Annotated in this window: 20 protein-coding genes; 8 read left to right on the top strand and 12 right to left on the bottom strand. The window is 65.5% G+C overall.

The window, feature by feature from the left end:
* Nucleotides 1-6: 6 nt before the first annotated feature.
* Nucleotides 7-1,185: a M24 family metallopeptidase gene (locus QA609_RS19620; protein ID WP_278304319.1), complete on the bottom strand. Its 1,179-nt coding sequence runs from the start codon at nucleotides 1,183-1,185 to the stop codon at nucleotides 7-9.
* Between the two features lie 137 nt (nucleotides 1,186-1,322).
* Here QA609_RS19620 and QA609_RS19625 point away from each other — a divergent pair, with 137 nt between their 5' ends.
* Entirely contained in the window at nucleotides 1,323-1,682 is a 360-nt protein-coding gene (locus tag QA609_RS19625) for a 4a-hydroxytetrahydrobiopterin dehydratase (protein WP_278304320.1), read from the top strand.
* A 139-nt stretch (nucleotides 1,683-1,821) separates the two neighbouring features.
* A complete protein-coding gene (locus QA609_RS19630) occupies nucleotides 1,822-2,328 on the top strand; it encodes a hypothetical protein (RefSeq protein WP_278304321.1) in 507 nt (168 codons plus the stop codon).
* A 45-nt stretch (nucleotides 2,329-2,373) separates the two neighbouring features.
* On the opposite strand, the gene QA609_RS19635 is transcribed toward QA609_RS19630, so the two are convergent.
* Both QA609_RS19635 and QA609_RS19640 read right to left on the bottom strand, forming a co-directional pair.
* Nucleotides 2,374-2,583 (bottom strand): hypothetical protein, encoded by a 210-nt coding sequence (locus QA609_RS19635; protein WP_278304322.1) that lies wholly within the window; start codon nucleotides 2,581-2,583, stop codon nucleotides 2,374-2,376.
* Nucleotides 2,584-2,688: 105 nt separating this feature from the next.
* Complete coding sequence (locus tag QA609_RS19640; protein ID WP_278304323.1) at nucleotides 2,689-4,113, bottom strand: amidohydrolase family protein; 1,425 nt, start codon at nucleotides 4,111-4,113, stop codon at nucleotides 2,689-2,691.
* A gap of 122 nt (nucleotides 4,114-4,235) precedes the next feature.
* Between QA609_RS19640 and pyrE the strand changes: the two genes are divergently transcribed.
* Both pyrE and QA609_RS19650 read left to right on the top strand, forming a co-directional pair.
* Nucleotides 4,236-4,763, top strand: a complete 528-nt coding sequence (gene pyrE / locus QA609_RS19645) for an orotate phosphoribosyltransferase (RefSeq protein WP_278304324.1) — start codon at nucleotides 4,236-4,238, stop codon at nucleotides 4,761-4,763.
* 27 nt (nucleotides 4,764-4,790) lie between these two features.
* Complete coding sequence (locus QA609_RS19650) at nucleotides 4,791-5,294, top strand: NUDIX hydrolase (RefSeq protein WP_278304325.1); 504 nt, start codon at nucleotides 4,791-4,793, stop codon at nucleotides 5,292-5,294.
* A 30-nt stretch (nucleotides 5,295-5,324) separates the two neighbouring features.
* On the opposite strand, the gene QA609_RS19655 is transcribed toward QA609_RS19650, so the two are convergent.
* Genes QA609_RS19655 through tenA form a run of 4 tightly spaced genes read right to left on the bottom strand, consistent with a single transcriptional unit; the run spans nucleotide 5,325 to nucleotide 8,133 of the window.
* On the bottom strand, nucleotides 5,325-5,966 hold the full coding sequence (locus tag QA609_RS19655; protein ID WP_278304326.1) for a class II aldolase/adducin family protein: 642 nt from the start codon (nucleotides 5,964-5,966) through the stop codon (nucleotides 5,325-5,327).
* Nucleotides 5,963-6,664: an HAD family hydrolase gene (locus tag QA609_RS19660; RefSeq protein WP_278304327.1), complete on the bottom strand. Its 702-nt coding sequence runs from the start codon at nucleotides 6,662-6,664 to the stop codon at nucleotides 5,963-5,965. Before QA609_RS19660 ends, QA609_RS19655 begins: the two co-directional genes overlap by 4 nt.
* A gap of 57 nt (nucleotides 6,665-6,721) precedes the next feature.
* Entirely contained in the window at nucleotides 6,722-7,477 is a 756-nt protein-coding gene (locus QA609_RS19665; RefSeq protein WP_278304328.1) for a TenA family protein, read from the bottom strand.
* Nucleotides 7,474-8,133 carry a thiaminase II gene (gene tenA / locus QA609_RS19670; protein WP_278304329.1) on the bottom strand — a complete coding sequence of 220 codons (660 nt, stop codon included), beginning with the start codon at nucleotides 8,131-8,133 and terminating at the stop codon, nucleotides 7,474-7,476. Before tenA ends, QA609_RS19665 begins: the two co-directional genes overlap by 4 nt.
* 317 nt (nucleotides 8,134-8,450) lie before the next feature.
* On the opposite strand from tenA, the gene thrS reads away from it, so the two are divergent.
* Complete coding sequence (gene thrS / locus QA609_RS19675) at nucleotides 8,451-10,400, top strand: threonine--tRNA ligase (protein WP_278304330.1); 1,950 nt, start codon at nucleotides 8,451-8,453, stop codon at nucleotides 10,398-10,400.
* Between the two features lie 13 nt (nucleotides 10,401-10,413).
* Here the strand turns inward: thrS and QA609_RS19680 are convergent, their stop codons facing one another.
* Nucleotides 10,414-11,016, bottom strand: a complete 603-nt coding sequence (locus QA609_RS19680) for a PEMT/PEM2 methyltransferase family protein (RefSeq protein ID WP_278304331.1) — start codon at nucleotides 11,014-11,016, stop codon at nucleotides 10,414-10,416.
* Between the two features lie 90 nt (nucleotides 11,017-11,106).
* Between QA609_RS19680 and QA609_RS19685 the strand changes: the two genes are divergently transcribed.
* Nucleotides 11,107-11,817: a helix-turn-helix domain-containing protein gene (locus QA609_RS19685; RefSeq protein ID WP_278304332.1), complete on the top strand. Its 711-nt coding sequence runs from the start codon at nucleotides 11,107-11,109 to the stop codon at nucleotides 11,815-11,817.
* Nucleotides 11,818-11,911: 94 nt separating this feature from the next.
* Nucleotides 11,912-12,622 (top strand): phosphoribosyltransferase family protein, encoded by a 711-nt coding sequence (locus QA609_RS19690; RefSeq protein ID WP_278304333.1) that lies wholly within the window; start codon nucleotides 11,912-11,914, stop codon nucleotides 12,620-12,622.
* A 21-nt stretch (nucleotides 12,623-12,643) separates the two neighbouring features.
* Here the strand turns inward: QA609_RS19690 and QA609_RS19695 are convergent, their stop codons facing one another.
* From QA609_RS19695 to QA609_RS19710, 4 genes are all read right to left on the bottom strand, one after another.
* Complete coding sequence (locus QA609_RS19695; RefSeq protein WP_278304334.1) at nucleotides 12,644-13,069, bottom strand: low molecular weight phosphatase family protein; 426 nt, start codon at nucleotides 13,067-13,069, stop codon at nucleotides 12,644-12,646.
* A 119-nt stretch (nucleotides 13,070-13,188) separates the two neighbouring features.
* Nucleotides 13,189-13,623: a universal stress protein gene (locus tag QA609_RS19700; protein WP_278304335.1), complete on the bottom strand. Its 435-nt coding sequence runs from the start codon at nucleotides 13,621-13,623 to the stop codon at nucleotides 13,189-13,191.
* A 165-nt stretch (nucleotides 13,624-13,788) separates the two neighbouring features.
* Nucleotides 13,789-14,379 carry a 50S ribosomal protein L15e gene (locus tag QA609_RS19705; RefSeq protein ID WP_278304336.1) on the bottom strand — a complete coding sequence of 197 codons (591 nt, stop codon included), beginning with the start codon at nucleotides 14,377-14,379 and terminating at the stop codon, nucleotides 13,789-13,791.
* 225 nt (nucleotides 14,380-14,604) lie between these two features.
* Nucleotides 14,605-14,799: a hypothetical protein gene (locus tag QA609_RS19710; RefSeq protein ID WP_278304337.1), complete on the bottom strand. Its 195-nt coding sequence runs from the start codon at nucleotides 14,797-14,799 to the stop codon at nucleotides 14,605-14,607.
* Nucleotides 14,800-15,286: 487 nt separating this feature from the next.
* Between QA609_RS19710 and QA609_RS19715 the strand changes: the two genes are divergently transcribed.
* Entirely contained in the window at nucleotides 15,287-17,377 is a 2,091-nt protein-coding gene (locus tag QA609_RS19715) for a hypothetical protein (RefSeq protein ID WP_278304338.1), read from the top strand.
* Nucleotides 17,378-17,548: the final 171 nt, after the last annotated feature.

Genomic DNA, 17,548 nt, shown 5'->3' on the forward strand with positions numbered 1-17,548 from the left:
TATAGCTTACGCTGTGAACAGTTTTCGCGGGAACCCTGCAAGCGTTTCGACTCCGTCGTCGGTGACGACGAACGTCTCGCTGATCTCCATCCCGATCTCCTCGGTCCAGATACCGGGAATCATGTGGAACGTCATGTTCTCCTCGAGCACCGTTTCGTCGCCAGGCCGGATGCTCGCGGTGTGTTCGCCCCAGTCCGGCGGATAACCCAGTCCCATCGAGTAGCCGATCCGATCCTCCTTCTCGATGCCGTACTGTGCGATCGTCTCACGCCAGGCCTTCTCGACGGCCTCGCAGGTGACGCCGGGTTCTGCGACCTCGAGGGCTGCCTCGATCCCCTCGACGACGATATCGGCGGCCTCCTCGAGCTCTTCGGGCGGGTCGCCGACGAACGTCGTCCGGGCCAGCGGGGAGTGATACCGGTGGCGACAGCCCGAGAGCTCGATGATAACAGGGTCGCCGTCCTCGAACTCACGGTCGGTCCAGGTGAGGTGGGGTGTGTCGGTATGGTCGCCCGAGGGCATCAGCGGGACGATCGAGGGATAGTCCCCGCCGAACTCGTCGGTCCCGCGGATGAGGGCGTCGTAGATCTCGGCGGCGACCTCGTACTCCGGGACCCCTTCTCCGATCGCGTCGATCCCGGCCTGCATCGCGTTCTCCGAAATTTGGGCGGCCTGGCGCATGTACTCGAGCTCCTGGTCGGATTTCTTGATCCGGACCCAGCCCACGAGCAGGGTGGTGTCCTCGAACTCGGCCTCCGGAAGGTTCTCCTGCAGGCGCGTGTAGGACTTCGCGGTGAAGTAGGCGGCGTCCATCTCGAGGCCGATCCGGCCGTCGGCAACCTCGAGTTCCTCGAGGACGCCCGCGAGGTAGTCCATCGGATGCAGGTCGTGGGGCGAGTGGACGTGGTCGTCGCTGTAGGAGCGGATGTTCTCCGCTGCGAGCCACGTCGTCGCTCGCGCGCCGCCGGCATCCATCTCGCGGCCGACCCAGACGGGTTCGTCGCGCTCGGCCGTCACGACGACCGCCTGGTGGACGTAGAACGACCAGCCGTCGTACCCCGCGAGGTAGTTCATGTTCGCCGGGTCGGAGACGACGATGGCGTCGAGATCCTCCTCGCGGAGCCGTTCTCTGGTTCGTGACAGTCGGCGTTCGTACTCCCGTTCGTCGAAGATCTCCTGGGACATGTGGGCTCTACCCGGGAGGTCGTGCAGTGGCGATAAAAAATTTGTGTATAATGATTACAGTAACTGTGTACGGTTCGGGTTGTAGTCGAGCCGGTGTGTCGATCAGTTACATGAGCCGGGAGCTCGTAGATACGCATATGACGGAGACCCAACTCGCGGATCGGGAGTGTACCGCCTGCACCAGCGACGAGGACCCCCTCGAGGGCGAGGAGCTGATTCCCCTCTTCGAGGAGCTCGATCGGGCCGTCTGGGAGGTCGTCGACGAACACCACCTCGAGGGCACCTACGCGTTCGAGGACTTCCGGGACGCCCTCGAGTTCACGAAGGAGGTCGGCGAACTCGCCGAGGAGGAGTTCCACCACCCCGACATCCACCTCTCGTGGGGGAAGGTCGTCATCGAGCTGTGGACCCACAAGATCGACGGGCTCCGGGAAGCGGATTTCGTCATGGCGGCCCGGATGGATCGGTTCTACGAGGGGTACGACGATCCGGAGTAGCGCGGCTCTCACTCGCTTCGTTCCGAACCGCGGAGCGAACGGACTCTCCCGCGCCCCGCGAGCGGGAGTGCGATCAGATCGCCTCGCGCGTGTCGAGGACCCCCGGAAACGGTTAGGGAGCGCGCGTCGTTGGTCGAGTATGGGCATCGACGACACGCTCTCGGCGCTCCCCGATCCCGGAGGCCACAGCTTTCCGGACTACTCGCTTCCGAAGGGAGATCCGGTCATGCCGATCGCGGTCACCCGCGAGGAGCTACGGACCTTGCTCGAGCTGTACGACACCTTCGCCGCGGTCGACCCGACCGGGCTCGACTCGAACCCGTTTCTGAAATCGACGACGCGGTTTCTCGAGCAGACGTTCGGCACGCCGGTGTACCGTCCCGACGAGCAGCTGGTCGACGATATCGCGGCGATGCTCAACGACTTCTCCGACGACCTCGCGGGCGAGGCGGTCGGGGTCATCGACGCGACGCCGAAACACCACAAGACCTTGTACTTCTTCCTGACGTCCTGTCGGGCCTACCGCTCGGCGGTCCACATCCAGTTCGCGCCCGACGAGGCGGCGATCGGCACCCTCTACGAGATCTACGAGCGCGTCGTCGACCAAGAGATGTACCTCAAGCGGCCACAGACCGTGCTCGAGTAGTACCAGTCGTTGTACTGTGGTTTGCTGTTCGAAGTCGAGACTACGTCACAGCTTCCGAGCGATTTCTTCGACAGCCACTACCAGCCGATAAAACAGGTAAAGAAGGTAGACTGAGAGCCCAATGATAACTACGCTGAATAGCCCCAGAAAAACCTGTCCGGTTAACAACGAATATCCAAGAATTGCGAACAGCACGATGGCAACTCCTGCACCTATTTCAGAGGGGAGTTCTCTTGGGACGGTTCTGGAAGACATATGCCACGATTATAGTGTGGATATAACTGATTTCTCCCCATCCAATCATTTGCGTACTACTGAGGGAGACAGTCGACCGACACTGAACAAGGCCACGATCCGCCGTTACAGCCACCCGCCCTCGACCGCACCGACGAGCTCCGAGTCGGCGTTCCGCCACGCGTCGCCGGCCCGGTCGAACACGTCGGTCGCGCGCTCGTTCGCCTCCTCGAGGATCGCCCCCTCATCAGCGGTCCGAAGCTCTCCGTCCTCGAGGACGACCTCGCCCTCGACCAGCACGGTGTCGACGACGCCCCCGTTCGCGCCGTAGACGAGGTTCGGCACCGCTGTGTGCAGCGGTTCCTGCACTGTCGGCGCCGTCGAGGGATGCTCGAGGTCCAGCAGCACGATATCGGCTCGTTTCCCCTCCTCGAGTGATCCCACCTCCTCGCCGATTCCCAGCGCGCGAGCGCCCTCGATCGTCCCGACGCGCAGCGCCTCCCAGGCCGGAAACGCCGTCGGATCGGTTCGTTTGGTCTTCGCGAGCAGCGCTGTCGTCCGTAACTCCCGGAGGAAGTCGTGGCCCCCGGGACCCGGCGCCTGGTCGGTGCCGATTCCCGCGACGCCGCCGGAATTCCGGTACTCGACGATCGGCGGGGTGATCCCGTCGATCGCCGCGATCGAACTCGGATTCGCGGCCATCCGGACGCCCGCATCGGCCAGGCGGGCGCGCTCCTCGTTAGTCGCGCCGTGGAGGTGAGCCGCGAGCAATCGGTCGGAAACGAGTTCGAGCTCTTCGAGGACGCTCACGGTCGTCTCGCCCGTTCCGTACCGAGCTTCGATCTGGCGCTGCTCGCGCTCGCCCTGGGCGACGTGCATGTGGATCCCGCGATCGTGGCGCTCGGCGCGCTCGCGGATCTCCTCGAGCAGCCCTCGTGGTACCATGTCCAGCGCCTGGGGCCCGTACAGCGCCGAGACGCGCTCGCGGTCGGCGCAGGCGTCGAACAGGTCCTCGTTGCGCTCGAGAGCAGCCCGGCCCTGCTCCTCGCTGAGCGGATAGGGCTCGTCGGGTCCCAGATCGTCGGTCGGCCCGTCGACGGCGTTGATCGTCTCCGTCGCGACGGTGCGGACGCCCATCGGCTCGTGGGCCTCGCCGACGAGCAGTTCGACGTCTCCCGCGTACTCGCCGACGGTCGTCACCCCCGAGCGAAGCGCCTCGAGGACACCCAGTCTAGCGCCCGCGGCGCGGTCTTCGGGTTCCATCGCCGCCGAGAGCGGCCCGAGCGCGCGGTTCATCCACTCGATCTCGGGGACGTCTTGTGCGCCACCGCGCAACAGCGTCAGGTCGGTGTGGGCGTGGACGTTTACCAGCCCTGGCGTCGCGACGCGGCCGTCGCCGTCGATCGTTCGCTCCGCGTCGGCCGCAAAGCCGTCGCTCGAGCCGACGTACTCGATCCGCCCACCGTCGACGCCGATCGTCGCGTCCTCGAGGATTCCCAGTCGATCGTCCCGCATCGTGATCGCGAGGACGTTCGTGATCGCGAGATCCATACCCCGACCGACGACACCTGCCGACAAAACCGTCGGCGAACCGGAACTCGATGTGGGTGAGTCGAACCGTCGGGCGCTCGGGATCAGACCGTTTATTTCGCTGGCAGTCGCCTCTCCCCGTAATGACCAACCAGGAGCTCATCGACGCGCTGCGCGCGGCCGACGCCGTGCAGTTCGGGGAGTTCGAACTCTCCCACGGTGGCACGAGCGAGTACTACGTCGACAAGTACCTCTTCGAAACCGATCCCGACTGTCTCGAGGCGATCGCCGACGCGTTCGCCGAGCGTCTCGAGCCCGACGACAAGCTCGCGGGCGTCGCCCTCGGCGCGGTTCCGCTGGCCGCGGCCACGAGCGTCGCGGCGGGCGCTCCCTACGTCATCGTCCGCAAGCAGCGCAAGGAGTACGGCACCTCGAACCTGGTCGAGGGCCGCCTCGAGGAGGGCGAGGAGGTCGTCGTCCTCGAGGACATCGTCACCACCGGAACGAGCCTGGTCGAGGCCGTCGAGGCCCTGCGCGAGGCGGGTGCGACCGTCGAGCGCGCGCTGGTCGTCGTCGATCGTCAGGAGGGAGGCCGCGAGAACGTCGAAGAGGCGGGCCTCGAGATGGAGGCGCTCGTCACGGCCGAGGAACTGCTAGCCGACCGGGACTGATCCCATCTCCGTTCTCGAGCAAACGCAATGACTATCGACGTTCCGCCGTCCGTTCCGCGAGAGCAACAGACCATCCGACTCTCACCGGCGAACGTGGACTCGTTCCGGGAGTGGACCGTCGAGGGAACCGGACTGACGGCTGCTGCCCGCGTTACCGACTCCGAGGGACGGATCGTCCTCGTCCGGAATCGCTGGTCAGACGGCTGGATCGTCCCCGGCGGCGCGGTTGAACCGGGCGAAGCGCTCGCCGACGCCGCGCGACGCGAGGTGCGCGAGGAGACGGGGCTCGAGGCGACTATCGACGATCCGCTGCTCGTCGTCGAGCAGACGTACGTCTCCGAAGCTGCATCCGACGCCACCGTTCGACTTTCGGCGCAGTTCGTCGTCTTCGACGCTCGAGCGGATGGACCGATTCCCGACACCGAGCAGTTGGGCGCCGAGCCCGGCGAGATCGAGGCAGCTCGGTGGTTCGAAACGCCTCCGCCCGACCTTCACGAGGACGACCTGTTTCGACCGTATCTTCGAGGATAGCGACGGGCTGGCGCCGTTCCCTGTCCGCTCCTACTGGCCGTAGGACTCGAACTTCTCGAGGACGGTCTCCAGCTGGTCGTCGGTGAGCCGTCGCGGCTCCAGCCCCGCAGAGCGGGTCTCGAGGTACAATCGAGCTAAACTCTCGACGTGGTGGGTGTTCTCGAGGGCGGTCTCGAGATCGGGCGCCGTCACGACGAGTCCGTGGTTCTCGATGAACGAGGCCGTCGAGCCCGCCTCGTCCATCGCCGCGACGATATTCGCGGCCAGCTGGTCGGAGCCGTAGGGCGCGTACTCGGCGACGGGAACCTCCTTGCCGACCGCGACGATCATGTAGTGGATCGGCGGCAGCGGCTGGTGAGCGATCGCAAGTGCCGTCGACCACGGCGAGTGGGTGTGGACGATCGCGCCGACGTCCTCGCGGCGGTAGATCGCCGAGTGCATCGGCACCTCGCTGCTGGGGGCCATCTCGCCGTCCCGTTGCTCGCCGTCGACGCCGACGACCGGCGTCCCGTCGACGTCGAAGCTGTCGTAGGGAACGCCCGTCGGCGTGATCGCGAAGGCGTCGCCGTCCGTGCCCTCCCGGACGCTCAGGTTCCCCGTCCGCGCGGGGGTCAGTTCGGCCAGCTCGGCGGCGTGCTCGACGACCTGTCGGCGCTCGGACTCGAGGATCACAGTACCAGCTCCGTTAGCTCCCCGAAGGCATCTATCCTGTGGTCGGGTTTCCGCCGTCCCTCGAGCGGCTCGTCGGGATCGGCGTTCCACAGTACCGTCTCGAGGCCCACGGCGTTGGCGCCAACGATGTCGGCGCCGACGTTATCGCCGACCATCACCGCCTCCGATACGCGTCGGTTCAGCCGTGCCAGCGGTAGGGTGAACATGACCGATCCGGGCTTCTCGCGACCGGTCTCCTCGGAGGTGAGCAGGAGGTCGATATGGTCCTCGAGCCCGAGTTGCTCGATTTTCGCGAGCTGGATTCGGGTCGTCAGGTTGGTCGTCACCGCGACATCGATCCCTTCGTTCTGGAGGGTCTCGAGAGTCGCCTCGGCGCCCGGGAAGAGGGCCATCTCCTCGAGATAGCCCTCCCAGAACGCCTCGCCGAGCGCCAGCGCGTCGCCAGCTCGCGGTTCCCCGGTGTGTTCCTCCACCGCGCGCTTGAAGTAGATGAACCGCTCGTGGGTCGCTGCGGTCCCGGAGAGTTCGCGTTTGACCTCCCGGCGACCGGTCTGGTAGAACTCGTCGAACGCGTCGCGATCGAACTCGTACCCCAGTTCGCGGGCGGTTTCGTGTGCGGCTTCGAGCGCCGCGTCCCGACAGGGCACGTACGGGTAGAGCGTGTCGTCGAGGTCGAAGAGGACGGCGGTGGCTGCCATACGCTACCCGTTACGATCGACCGGGAAACGAGTACCGGTCCGGGGTCCCTCGAGCTGCTACGTGCGCTCACCGGACGATCCCGAGTTGTACGCTTCGTCGAAGAAGGCGACCTCGAGGTCGACGGTCCGGCGGAACAGCCGTTCGACCCGCCGCTGTCGTCGCGGCGAACAGTCGGCCCCGACCGCATCGAGCTGGCCGCGGAGTTCGTCGACGAACGCAACGAACGACGGTACCGCGTGGAGGTCGATCCACTCGGCGTAGTAGAACGGCAGGTCGGCCCCGTCGCTCGGCGGCTCGGTATCTGGATCGCCGTACTCCGCTGCGACAGCAGTCGCCCACTCGCGGTAGATCCACTCCGCGGGGACCAGTACGGAAAGCGTCTCGGCGTACCCGCCCTCGCGAGCCGCGCGCCCCAGCAGGTCGACCAGCGCGGCTGCGGTCGGCGAGGGCTCCGGATCGCTCCAGCGGGCGTCGGGAACGTCCAGTGCGTCGAACGAGCGCCGGAAGGAGTCGTTCTCCTCGTCGGTGACCGTCTCGAGGAACTCGATCAGCGGCCGCTTCGCCTCGATTCCCGGCGCCTGGCCGACCGCGAAGCCAAAGGTTCCGACGAGGGCCTCGAGGAAGGCGTAGTCCTGCACGAGGTAGGTCGCGTAGACGTCCGTCTCGAGCGTGCCCGCACCGAGTTCGCGGGTGAACGGGTGCGTCACTGCGTCGGTCCACGCCGGCTCCGAGCGCTCGCGAAGCCAGTCGGTAAACCGGGGGTCGGCGACGCCAGCGGCGTACTCGTCGTAGCTGGCGGGAACGTCGCTCACAGCTCCCATCCCTCCCGCGTGTAGGCCATCTCCCAGAACCGGTACTCGAGCTTCGCGCTCGTCAGGAACGCCTCGCGCATCGCCTCGTGCTCGCCGGGGTAGCGTTCGCCACAGCGGTCGACGAACTCGCGACACCAGTCGGTCGCCTCCCGGAACTCCTCGCTCGTGTACATCTCGATGAACGGCGTGTAGCGGTGTTCCTCGGTCGCGATGTCGGCCATGCGCTCGGCGACGTCGAGGTAGCCCTGCATGCAGGGGTACAGCGCCCCGGCGATCTCGGCGATCGACCCCTCGTGGGCCGTTCGCACGAGAAAGCTCGTGTACGCGACGCAGGTCGGCGCCTTCTCGACGGCCTCGAGTTCGTCGACCGAGATGCCGTAGTCGGCGGCGAACTCCCGGTGAAGATCCATCTCGTGGTCCAGCACCTGGTGGGCAACGCCCAGCAGGTGGGTCATCGTCGCCTCGTCGCGGGCCTTCCCGCCCGCGATCGAGAACAACCGCGCGTAGTCCAGCAGGTATCGGTAGTCCTGTTTCACCCAGTGTTCGAACGCGTCCTCGTCGAGCGTTCCTTCGGCGAGTTCGACCACGAAGGGGTGCTCGAGCTGTGCCTCCCAGACGTGACTGCCGTACTCGAGGAGGTCGTCGCTGAATGCCATCGCCGGGAGTTCGGCTCCCTCGGAGATATACCTAGCGAATACCACCTAATAATACGTGCGACCGTCCGCGGATTTGCCGACGTTGGTAGGGCACCGACGCCGATCGCTCGAGGGCCGGTTCGATCCGAGCGCACACCATCACAACGCTTTTATCCCGCTCGAGACAACTCGTATCTACGATGGTAGGTGTCCGCTTTACAGGGGCTCTCGCCCGCTTCTAACCACTACCTACCGCTCGGCGCGTCGAACCACCGGCGAGCGGCGTGCGCGGACGCCCGTCCGAACTTCTCACCGAAGTTCCCCAACCGACTACAGCCATGTCAGAATCAGATTCACAGCAACGGATAGCGGTCGTACTGCCAGACGGATCCGAACTCGAGGTCGACGCCGGCGCGACGGTCGAGGACTGCGCCTACGAGATCGGGCCCGGGCTCGGAAGCGACACCGCCGCCGGCAAGCTCGACGGCGAACTCGTCGCCAAGGAGGAACCCGTCTACGACGGCGCCGAACTCGAGATCGTCACCGACGGCTCCGAGGAGTACCTGCGCGTGATGCGCCACTCCGCGTCGCACTGCCTCGCACAGGCCGTCGAGCGACTGTACGACGAGGAGGAGGTCAAGCTCGCGATCGGTCCGCCGACCGACGAGGGGTTCTATTATGACTTCGATAACCTCGAGATCGACGAGGACGACCTCGCCGACCTCGAGCGCGAGATCGAGGCGATCGTCGCCGAGGACTACGAGATCGAGCGCGAGGACGTCTCGATCGAGGAGGCCGAGCAGCGACTGGCCGACGAGCCCTACAAGCTCGAGCTGCTCGAGGAGCTCGCCGAGGAGGGCGACCAGGTGTCGTTCTACAGGCAGGGCGAGTGGGAGGACCTCTGTGCCGGCCCCCACGTCGACTCGACGGGCGAGATCGGCGTCGTCAAACTGCTCGAGATCGCGGGCGCCTACTGGCGCGGCGACGAGGAAAACGAGATGCAGACGCGGATCTACGGGACGGCCTTCGAGGACGAGAGCGACCTCGAGGCGTTCATCGAGCGCAAGGAGGAGGCCGAGAAACGGGACCACCGCCGGATCGGCTCGGAGATGAACCTGTTCTCGATCCAGGACGTCACCGGCCCCGGACTGCCGCTGTATCACCCCGCCGGGAAGACGGTGCTGAAGGAGCTCGAGGGGTTCGTCGAGGACCTCAACCAAGACGCGGGCTACGACTACGTCGAGACGCCCCACGTGTTCAAGACCGATCTCTGGCACCGCTCGGGCCACTACGAGAACTACGCCGACGACATGTTCATCTTCGACGTCGGCGACGACGAGTTCGGCCTGAAGCCGATGAACTGTCCGGGCCACGCCGCCATCTTCCAGGACCAGTCCTGGTCGTACCGCGACCTGCCGATCCGCTACGCGGAGAACGGGAAGGTCTACCGGAAGGAACAGCGCGGCGAGCTGTCGGGACTGTCGCGAGTCTGGGCGTTTACGATCGACGACGGCCACCTGTTCATCCGCCCCGACCAGATCCGCAGCGAGGTCGAGGAGATCATGGACATGATCACGGAGGTCCTCGAGACGTTCGACCTCGACTACGAGATGGCGCTGGCGACCCGCCCCGAGAAGTCCGTCGGCAGCGACGAGATCTGGGACCGCGCCGAGAACCAGCTCGAGGAGGTCCTCGAGGCCCGCGCCCACGAGTACGAGATCGAGGAGGGTGACGGCGCCTTCTACGGGCCGAAGATCGACTTCGCGTTCGAGGACGCGATCGGGCGCTCCTGGGACGGTCCCACGGTCCAGCTCGACTTCAACATGCCCGAGCGCTTCGATCTGGACTACGTCGGCGAGGACAACGACCACCACCAGCCCGTGATGATCCACCGGGCGCTGTACGGCAGCTACGAACGGTTCTTCATGATGCTCATCGAGCACTTCGAGGGCCGGTTCCCGCTGTGGCTTGCGCCCGAGCAAGTTCGCGTGCTGCCGATCTCCGACGACAATCTGGGCTACGCTCACCGCGTCGCAAACGAGTTCGAGGAGTTCCGCGTCGAGGTCGACCAGCGCGACAGTACCTTAGAACGGAAGATCCGCGCGGCTCACGACGACCGGGTTCCCTACCAGATTATCGTCGGTGACAACGAGGAAGACGACGGCAACATCTCGGTCCGGGATCGCTTCGAGGACCAGGAGTACGACGTCGAGATCGACGAGTTCAGGGACCACCTCGAGGCCGAGCGCGCGGAGAAGCGTTCCGAACCCGACTTCCTGCAGGGCTGAGGCGAGAGCCCGGTCAGTTCGACCTGAACGCTCGTACGGTTTCTACGCCGACGAACCGGGGTACTCGCTCGGCGTAGCGTTCGTACTCCTCGCCGTACTGCTCGCGGAGCCAGGGCTCCTCGGCGAGCGGGAGCAGGAGCCACCAGCCGACGTACACCGCACAGAGGACGGCGACGAGCGCCGAGTTCGCGAGTAGCGCGAATCCGACGCTCGCGGCGATGTAGCCGACGTACTGAGGGTTCCTCGAGTAGCGGTACCAGCCGTCGGTCCGGAGCTCCCCGGTCAGACCGACCGTCTCCTCGCCACCGAGATCCACCCCGGCGACGATCGCGATCGCGAAACCGGGGACGAACAGCGCCAGGCCGACGACAAGCGAGGGACCGCGCGGCAACCCGAGCTGGTCCGGGTCGGCGATCGCGACCAACAGCAGACAGATCGTGAACGTCTGCGAGAGGGTCCATTGGGCGTAGAACCGCCAGCCTCGCTCACCGGGAGGCCAGTAGTTCGCCGCGCCGACGGCACTGGCGGCGACGCCTGCGGCGTTGAGCGAAAGGGCGCCGATCCCGACGGCAAACAACGCGAGCGTCAGCGACTCGAGGGTGCTCCAGTCGACCATACCGACGGTTACGGACGGATCCGCCTCGGCGTTCTCACGGACCCACTAGTGATTTTATAAGCGCTGGCGGGCCAGCTTCGAGGGACGCGAATGAAGTACCTCGAGGCTCGTCTCTCCCAGCCCGACGCGATGCTCCACCCGATGCAGCGGTTCATCCGAGAGAGCGAGGCGGTACGATACGAGGAGCTGCAGGCCTGGAACGTCGACGACCGGGAGCCGACACTCGAGTACGAACTGTTCTACGTCGCGGGAGAGCGCGGACCCTACGAGGACGCACTCGAGACGGTCGATTCGGTCCGCTGGTTCGACCTGACCCCCGTCGACGACCGTTCGTTCTACTGTTACATCTGTCAGGAGACCCGCGAGGCGGACGTTCGCTGGCGCCAGGCGTTCGCCGCGCTGGATCTCCTGGTGGTCCCGCCGATCGTCTACGACTCGACGGCGGCCTTCTCGATGACCGTCGTCGGCACCGGCGAGAACCTACGGGCGATGCTCGAGGACCTGCCGGAGGCGATCGACGTCACCGTGCGGACGATCGGCGAGTACGACCGCCGTCACGCGCCACTCGTCGGCGACCTTACAGACCGACAGCTCGAGGCCGTCACAGCCGCGGTCGAGGTCGGATACTTCGAGGTCCCCCGCGAGGGCGGGGTCGACGACGTCGCCGAGGCGCTCGACTGCGCCTCGAGTACGGCGGCGCGGCTACTACAGAAGGCCCAGGCTCGAGTCATGCAGCAGCTGGTGCAGCGATACGGCCGAGGGCGGCCGACCCGCGACTCAGCTGACTGTCCTCGACGGTGAACAACCGTCTCCGCTCTCGAAACCCATGTTCGTGATGGACACACACGGCCGAAGAGATCGAAATACCCATACTTGCAGCATCGTGCATACTAGTATGAACCGCGCCGAGAAGGCCGCCCTCCAGCTGCGGGCGGTCGACGTGTTGCGGATGTTGAAGGAGACGCGAACCTACGACGAGCTCGCTGCCGAGACGGATCTGCCCGCGGGCGATCTCAACCGGTACGTCAACGGCCACGTCCTTCCCGGTACCGAGCGTGCCCGCGAGGTCGTCGACGACCTCGGCCGCGAGGCGCTGGCCGACGAGCTCGATGCCCGAATCAGCGTCGACGACGAGGGGTACGTCGACAACACGGCGACGGTGTTCGATCAGCCGTTTCTCGACCTCGCCGCACCGGTCGTCGCCAACGCCTTCGAGTTCGACCGTCCCGACGTCGTCCTGACCGCCGCGACCGACGGGATCACGCTGGCCAGCGCGCTGGCGAGCTACTACGGCACCCGCTGTGCCTACGCGAAGAAGACCAAGGAGACGGCCGTCGAGGAGTTCATCGAGGCCCGCGAGCGGCTCCAGTCAGGAATCGAGCTCACCTACTACCTGCCGGCCGCGGCGATCGACGAGGGCGAATCCGTCCTCGTCGTCGACGACCTCATCCGCTCCGGCGAGACCCAGGAGCTGCTGCTCGACATCGTCGAGACCGCCGACGCCGAGGTCGCTGGCGTCTTCGCGCTCATCGCCGCCGGCGACGACGGGATCGAGCGCGCTCGTGATCGAACCGATGCGCCGATCGGGTCGCTGGTTTCCGTCTAATACTCGTCGTCCCTCTCTCCCCTACTCGCGCTCGGCCTCGAGTTCGTCGAACAGCGCCCCGACGCGCCCTCGTACGTCCTCGCGGATCTCGTGAACCCGCTCGAGCTCCTTCCCGTGTGGATCCTCAAGGTCCCAGTCCCGGACGTCGGTGTCTGCGTCGAGCTCGAGGGTCGAGCATCCCATCGTCGCGACGTAGTCACAGCCCTCGAGCTCCTCTTCCGAGACCGTTCGTGGCGTCCGATCCGAGAGGTCGAACCCCTCCTCGGCCATCGCCTCTACGACGACGTCGTGGACCGACGCCGCGGGGTGGGTTCCCCCGGAGCGGATCTCGACGTCGTCCCCGAGGCCGCGAGCTTCGCGCTCGCGCTCGGCGTAGGCGGTTGCCATCTGGCTCCGCCCGGCGTTCTGTACGCAGACCATCGCGATACGGGTCGGATCGGCTTCCATACGGTTGGCAGTCGGAGCTGCAACCTAACGGTTCGTATGTTCGACGGTGTGAGAACTATAGACACACGTACGAGCGCGTCTCGGGAGCGGTTCCGGAATACGAAGCCGTGAGGCCGCCTTCAACGGACGATCGTCACCGGAACCGGGGAGCGCCTGGCGACGGTCTCTGCGACGCTACCGAGCAGAATGCGGCTGGCACCGGTTCGGCCGTGGCTGCCGACGACGATCTGGTCGAACTCGTTGTCCTCGGCGTAGTCGACGATCGACCGCGAGATTCCGCCGACGATCTTGTCCGTCTCGATGGTGGCACCGAGTTCGCTCGCGTGTTTGGCCGCCTCCTCGAGGATGTTCTCGGCTCGGGTCTCGTGGTGGTCCTGGATCTCGTCGTAGTTGGCCATCGCGCCGCCTTCGATCCCCGTCGCCGCGTAGAAGTCGCCCGGATCGAGCACGTGCAGCGCCGTAACCGATGCCTCCGGATGCTCCTCGAGCGCGAACTCGAGGGCCTGTGTCGAGCGGTCCGAGTCGTCGATCGGAACGAGGATTCGCTTCGCCATGCTCCGACGTACAGTTTCATCCCAAATAAGTACACCCCACGAACGGTCACGCTGGAGGGCGATTCTCGCTCGGCGAGCGGGGACCGGGGGCGATTTTGTTCCGCCCGCGAAGCCGTGGCTATCGGTCTGGCCGATCAAAGAATCGGAATCGCGTTCGAGCCGACGTTACTTCGCGCGGCCCCGACCGCCGGTGTTGGACGGTCGGACCTTCTCGGCGCCCTTGCCGCGGTTGTTCAGTCCGCGGTTGTCCTTGCCGGCGTTCGTGAGACCGCGGAACGCGCGGTTGGTGTGGGCGTCGTCGCAGATCCAGTTGAGATCGTCGTCGTTCTGGATCGCGGGGTGTTCGGGATCCACGAGGATCACTTCGAACCACTTCTGCGAGCCGTCCTCGCCGACCCAGTAGCTGTTGAGCACCCGCAGGTTGGGGTACTTCCGGGAGACCCGTTCCTCGCCGATGCGCTGGATGTTCTTGCGCCGGCCGATCCGGTTGACACCCTGGCGCTTGGTACGGCGGCCAGCCTTGTGTCGCTGTTTTCGGGCCGTCCCCTTCCGGACGGAGACGCGAGTGACGATAATGCCCTGCTTGGCCTTGTAGCCGAGTTCGCGGGCCTTGTCGAGTCGGGTCGGACGATCGATTCGCTCGATCGCACCCTGGTCGCGCCACTCCTGTTTGCGCTGCCACTGCAGTTCACCGAGTTTGCCGTCGTCGGGGTCCTTCCACGCGTCCTTGATGTGAGAGTAGAAGCTCTTTGCCATCGTGATCACTGCGGGCGTTTCCTGGTTCAACCCAGCGGGTCGCCCCGCGGATCACATCCCGACCTGTGGGCGTCGAACCGAACAGGTGCCCGCCGGCGCCCGCGACCCAGCGAGTCGTGCTGATCTATCGGACTGCCGAGTATAAACGCTTCGAACCGCGACGACGACGTTCGCTCGGGTCTGCTGTTCCCTGCAGACGATTCGGCTCCCCTGCCCTCGAGCCGTTCAGGCCGGCTCGAGCAGTTCGTACTCCTGGGAGAGGTCGTCCCAGAGCCGATCGACCGACTGCATCGATTCGAGCGACTCGACCCGGTTGCGTAACTGCTCGGCCTCGGTCTCTGACGTCATCCCCTTGCTGACCGCCTCGTCGACGACGGTCTCGAGTACGTCCCGTTGATACTCGAGTGGTGTCTCGCTCATGCTATTCGTACCCATGCCCTTCACCCTGTTAGTTATGAGATTCACTATCACCGTTCTCCCGTGCGAAGTGTTGACTGGGTACTACTCGGGAACCGTACTCGAGCGGGAACCGACGGGGGAACCGACGAGCCGGAATACCAGCTGAATCGGCGAATCGGAACTCCTCCCGGATGGTTTCGGATGTTTTGTTTTTGCAACGCATAGATCGGAGGAGTCACGTCGTCCTCTCCTCTGAACGATCTGGGTTCGGACTTTTGCCGCGCAAGAATAGCGTCAATCTCACCGGTTCGCCGATATAAACAGTATGAAACCAAATAGAAGTTTCAACCGTTTGCAGCCTCGTCTCGAGAACCGAGTCCGACGACGGTCCGAGTGACGATCTCGCCGATCCTGTGCTCGGGAGAAGTCGTTGACGTTACCTCAAACGAACGACCGACCTAGTCGATTTGGTTCACGGTTCTTGATCGTCTTTCACATCTGTTAGTCCATGCCGCGAGACACTCTTTCGGACGACACGCTCACACGAACGACGAGACGGGCGGTACTGACGGCGGCCGCGGGCGCGCTGGGTGTCAGTGCGGTCGGCGTCGCGAGCGGTCACAAGTATACGACCGACGGTCCCCACGGCGACCAGTTCGACGGAAACCGTGCCGACGCCGCGGCCAACACCGACGTCGTCGGCTACCACAGCCTCGGTGGAATCGGCTCGGCGTCGATGGCCGGCTCCTCCGACGAGCCACACTACGGCGGCCTCACCGAGTTGCGTCTCCACGACGACATCGCGGTCGTGTCAGTGTTTTCCTCGCGCGACGAGACGCCGGGTCGAGGGATGGCCGTCCTCGATATCGGGCAGTTCACGCGCGCCGAGAGCCGCGCTGAACTCGAGTCGGCCGAACTCAACGTCCTCTCCTTTTTCGGCAACCGGAACGACGGCGCCGCCTGTATGGACGTTAAGCTCTCCGACGACGGACAGTACGCGTTCATCTCGAAGCAGCCGTTCACGGCGCTGTTCGACGAGACCGAACTCGACCTCGAGGACGACGACGCCGACAGCGGCGGCGCCGACGGCGCGGCGCTCGAGGTCGTCGACATCTCGGATCCGGGCAACCCCGAGTTCGTCACGCAGTCGTCGCTGTCGGTGTGGACCCTCGGCCCGCACAACGCCTGGTACCACCAGATCGGTGGCGGGGAGTACGTCTTTACCACTCACGGCGAGGACGGCGTCACCGGTGGCATCAACGTCTTCGAGTTCGACCGTGAGGCGGGGACGCTCGAGTTCGTCAACTGGTGGAACTACTCGGCCGAACTGGCTCAGCCGGGAACGGAGACCGACACCGACGGCGGCGAGGCCTACGCCCACGACATCGTCGTCCAGGACGACCCCCGGTTCGGAACGCCCGTCGCCTACCTGGCAAACTGGAACGCCGGCACCCGGCTGCTCGACGTGAGCGATCCCGAAGACATCGAGGAACTCGGCGTCTTCGAACAGGACCGGGCCCACCACACGGTGCCGGCGCCGACGCTTCAAAACGGGAGTCGCGTCTTCGTCGCCGGCCACGAGAACCCCTCGAGCCACGAGTCCGAGGGCCACGTCCGCACCGACGGCGAGAGCGGCCACTACTACCTCGTCGATGCCGATCCGATCGACGACGTCCTCGCGGGCGAACGCGACGAGCCCGTCTACCTGGGCGCGTCCTCGACGGTGCGCGAAGATGGCGTCGAGCCCGCGAACCGAACCGCGTTCGAGATGTACGAGGACAACGGGCGAACGGAGCTGGACTACTGGATCCTCTTCGAGTCGGACGAGCAGACGTTCGACGAGACGCCGGGTTTCGAGGCGGAGACCGAGGACGACGACCAGGAGTACGAGGGGTTCGACGACTTCAACCTGAGCGCGCACAACCTCGATATCGACGCCGACGGGACCGTCGTCCTCGGGCACTACCACGCCGGAACGCGGTTTCTGGAGATCACCGACGACCTCGGGCTCGAGGAGACCGGGTACAGCCGGGTCGGACCCGACATCCCCGAGGACGCCGCCCTCGGCGCTCTCTCGACGGGAACGCCGTTCCACTGGTGTGCGGTCGCTCGCAACGGCGTGGCCTTCGCCGGCGGAATCAACGAGGGGACGCAGGCGATCGCCCACGACGACGTGACCGTCGGCGAGGACACGCCGATCGATCTCGACGTCGAACGCGAGGCCGACGCCTCGCTGTTCACGGCGGGCCAGACCAGCCAGGTGCAGATTCACGTCGACAGCGACGAACCGGTCCGGGTCCGCGACCGCATCCCGGGCGACTGGGAGGTCGTCGGCGGCGACGTCAGCGTCGACGATATCAGCGACGGGACGCGCACGGTCGTGACCGCCGACGAGACCGTCGAGTCGGGAACGGTGCAGTACTTCGTCGAGGTGCCGACCGAGCTGATCGACAGCGGTTCGTACACGGTCGGGCCCGTCGAGTACGCCCGTCCCGACCCCGCGGGCGAGTACGGCGGCGGCGTCAGCGTCAACAACTTCGGCTGGCGGAAGGAAAACGGCGAGACCGTCACGAAGACCGTCGTCGGGCTCGAGACCTAGCGAACCAGGTCCAGTCGGGAACTGCACGCTGGGGTTGCCGGGCGTCGTTTACCTTTCGAAGGTGAGCTTCTGCAGTATCAGAAATTCGTCGTCGTCGAGCGTACCCGATGCATTCAATAATAAACAATCGTAACAGATTTGGAGTTTCTAACGTCTGCGTTACAGTGTGAA

Origin of the sequence: Natronococcus sp. A-GB7 (assembly GCF_029688865.1) — an archaeon.
Classification (GTDB): domain Archaea; phylum Halobacteriota; class Halobacteria; order Halobacteriales; family Natrialbaceae; genus Natronococcus.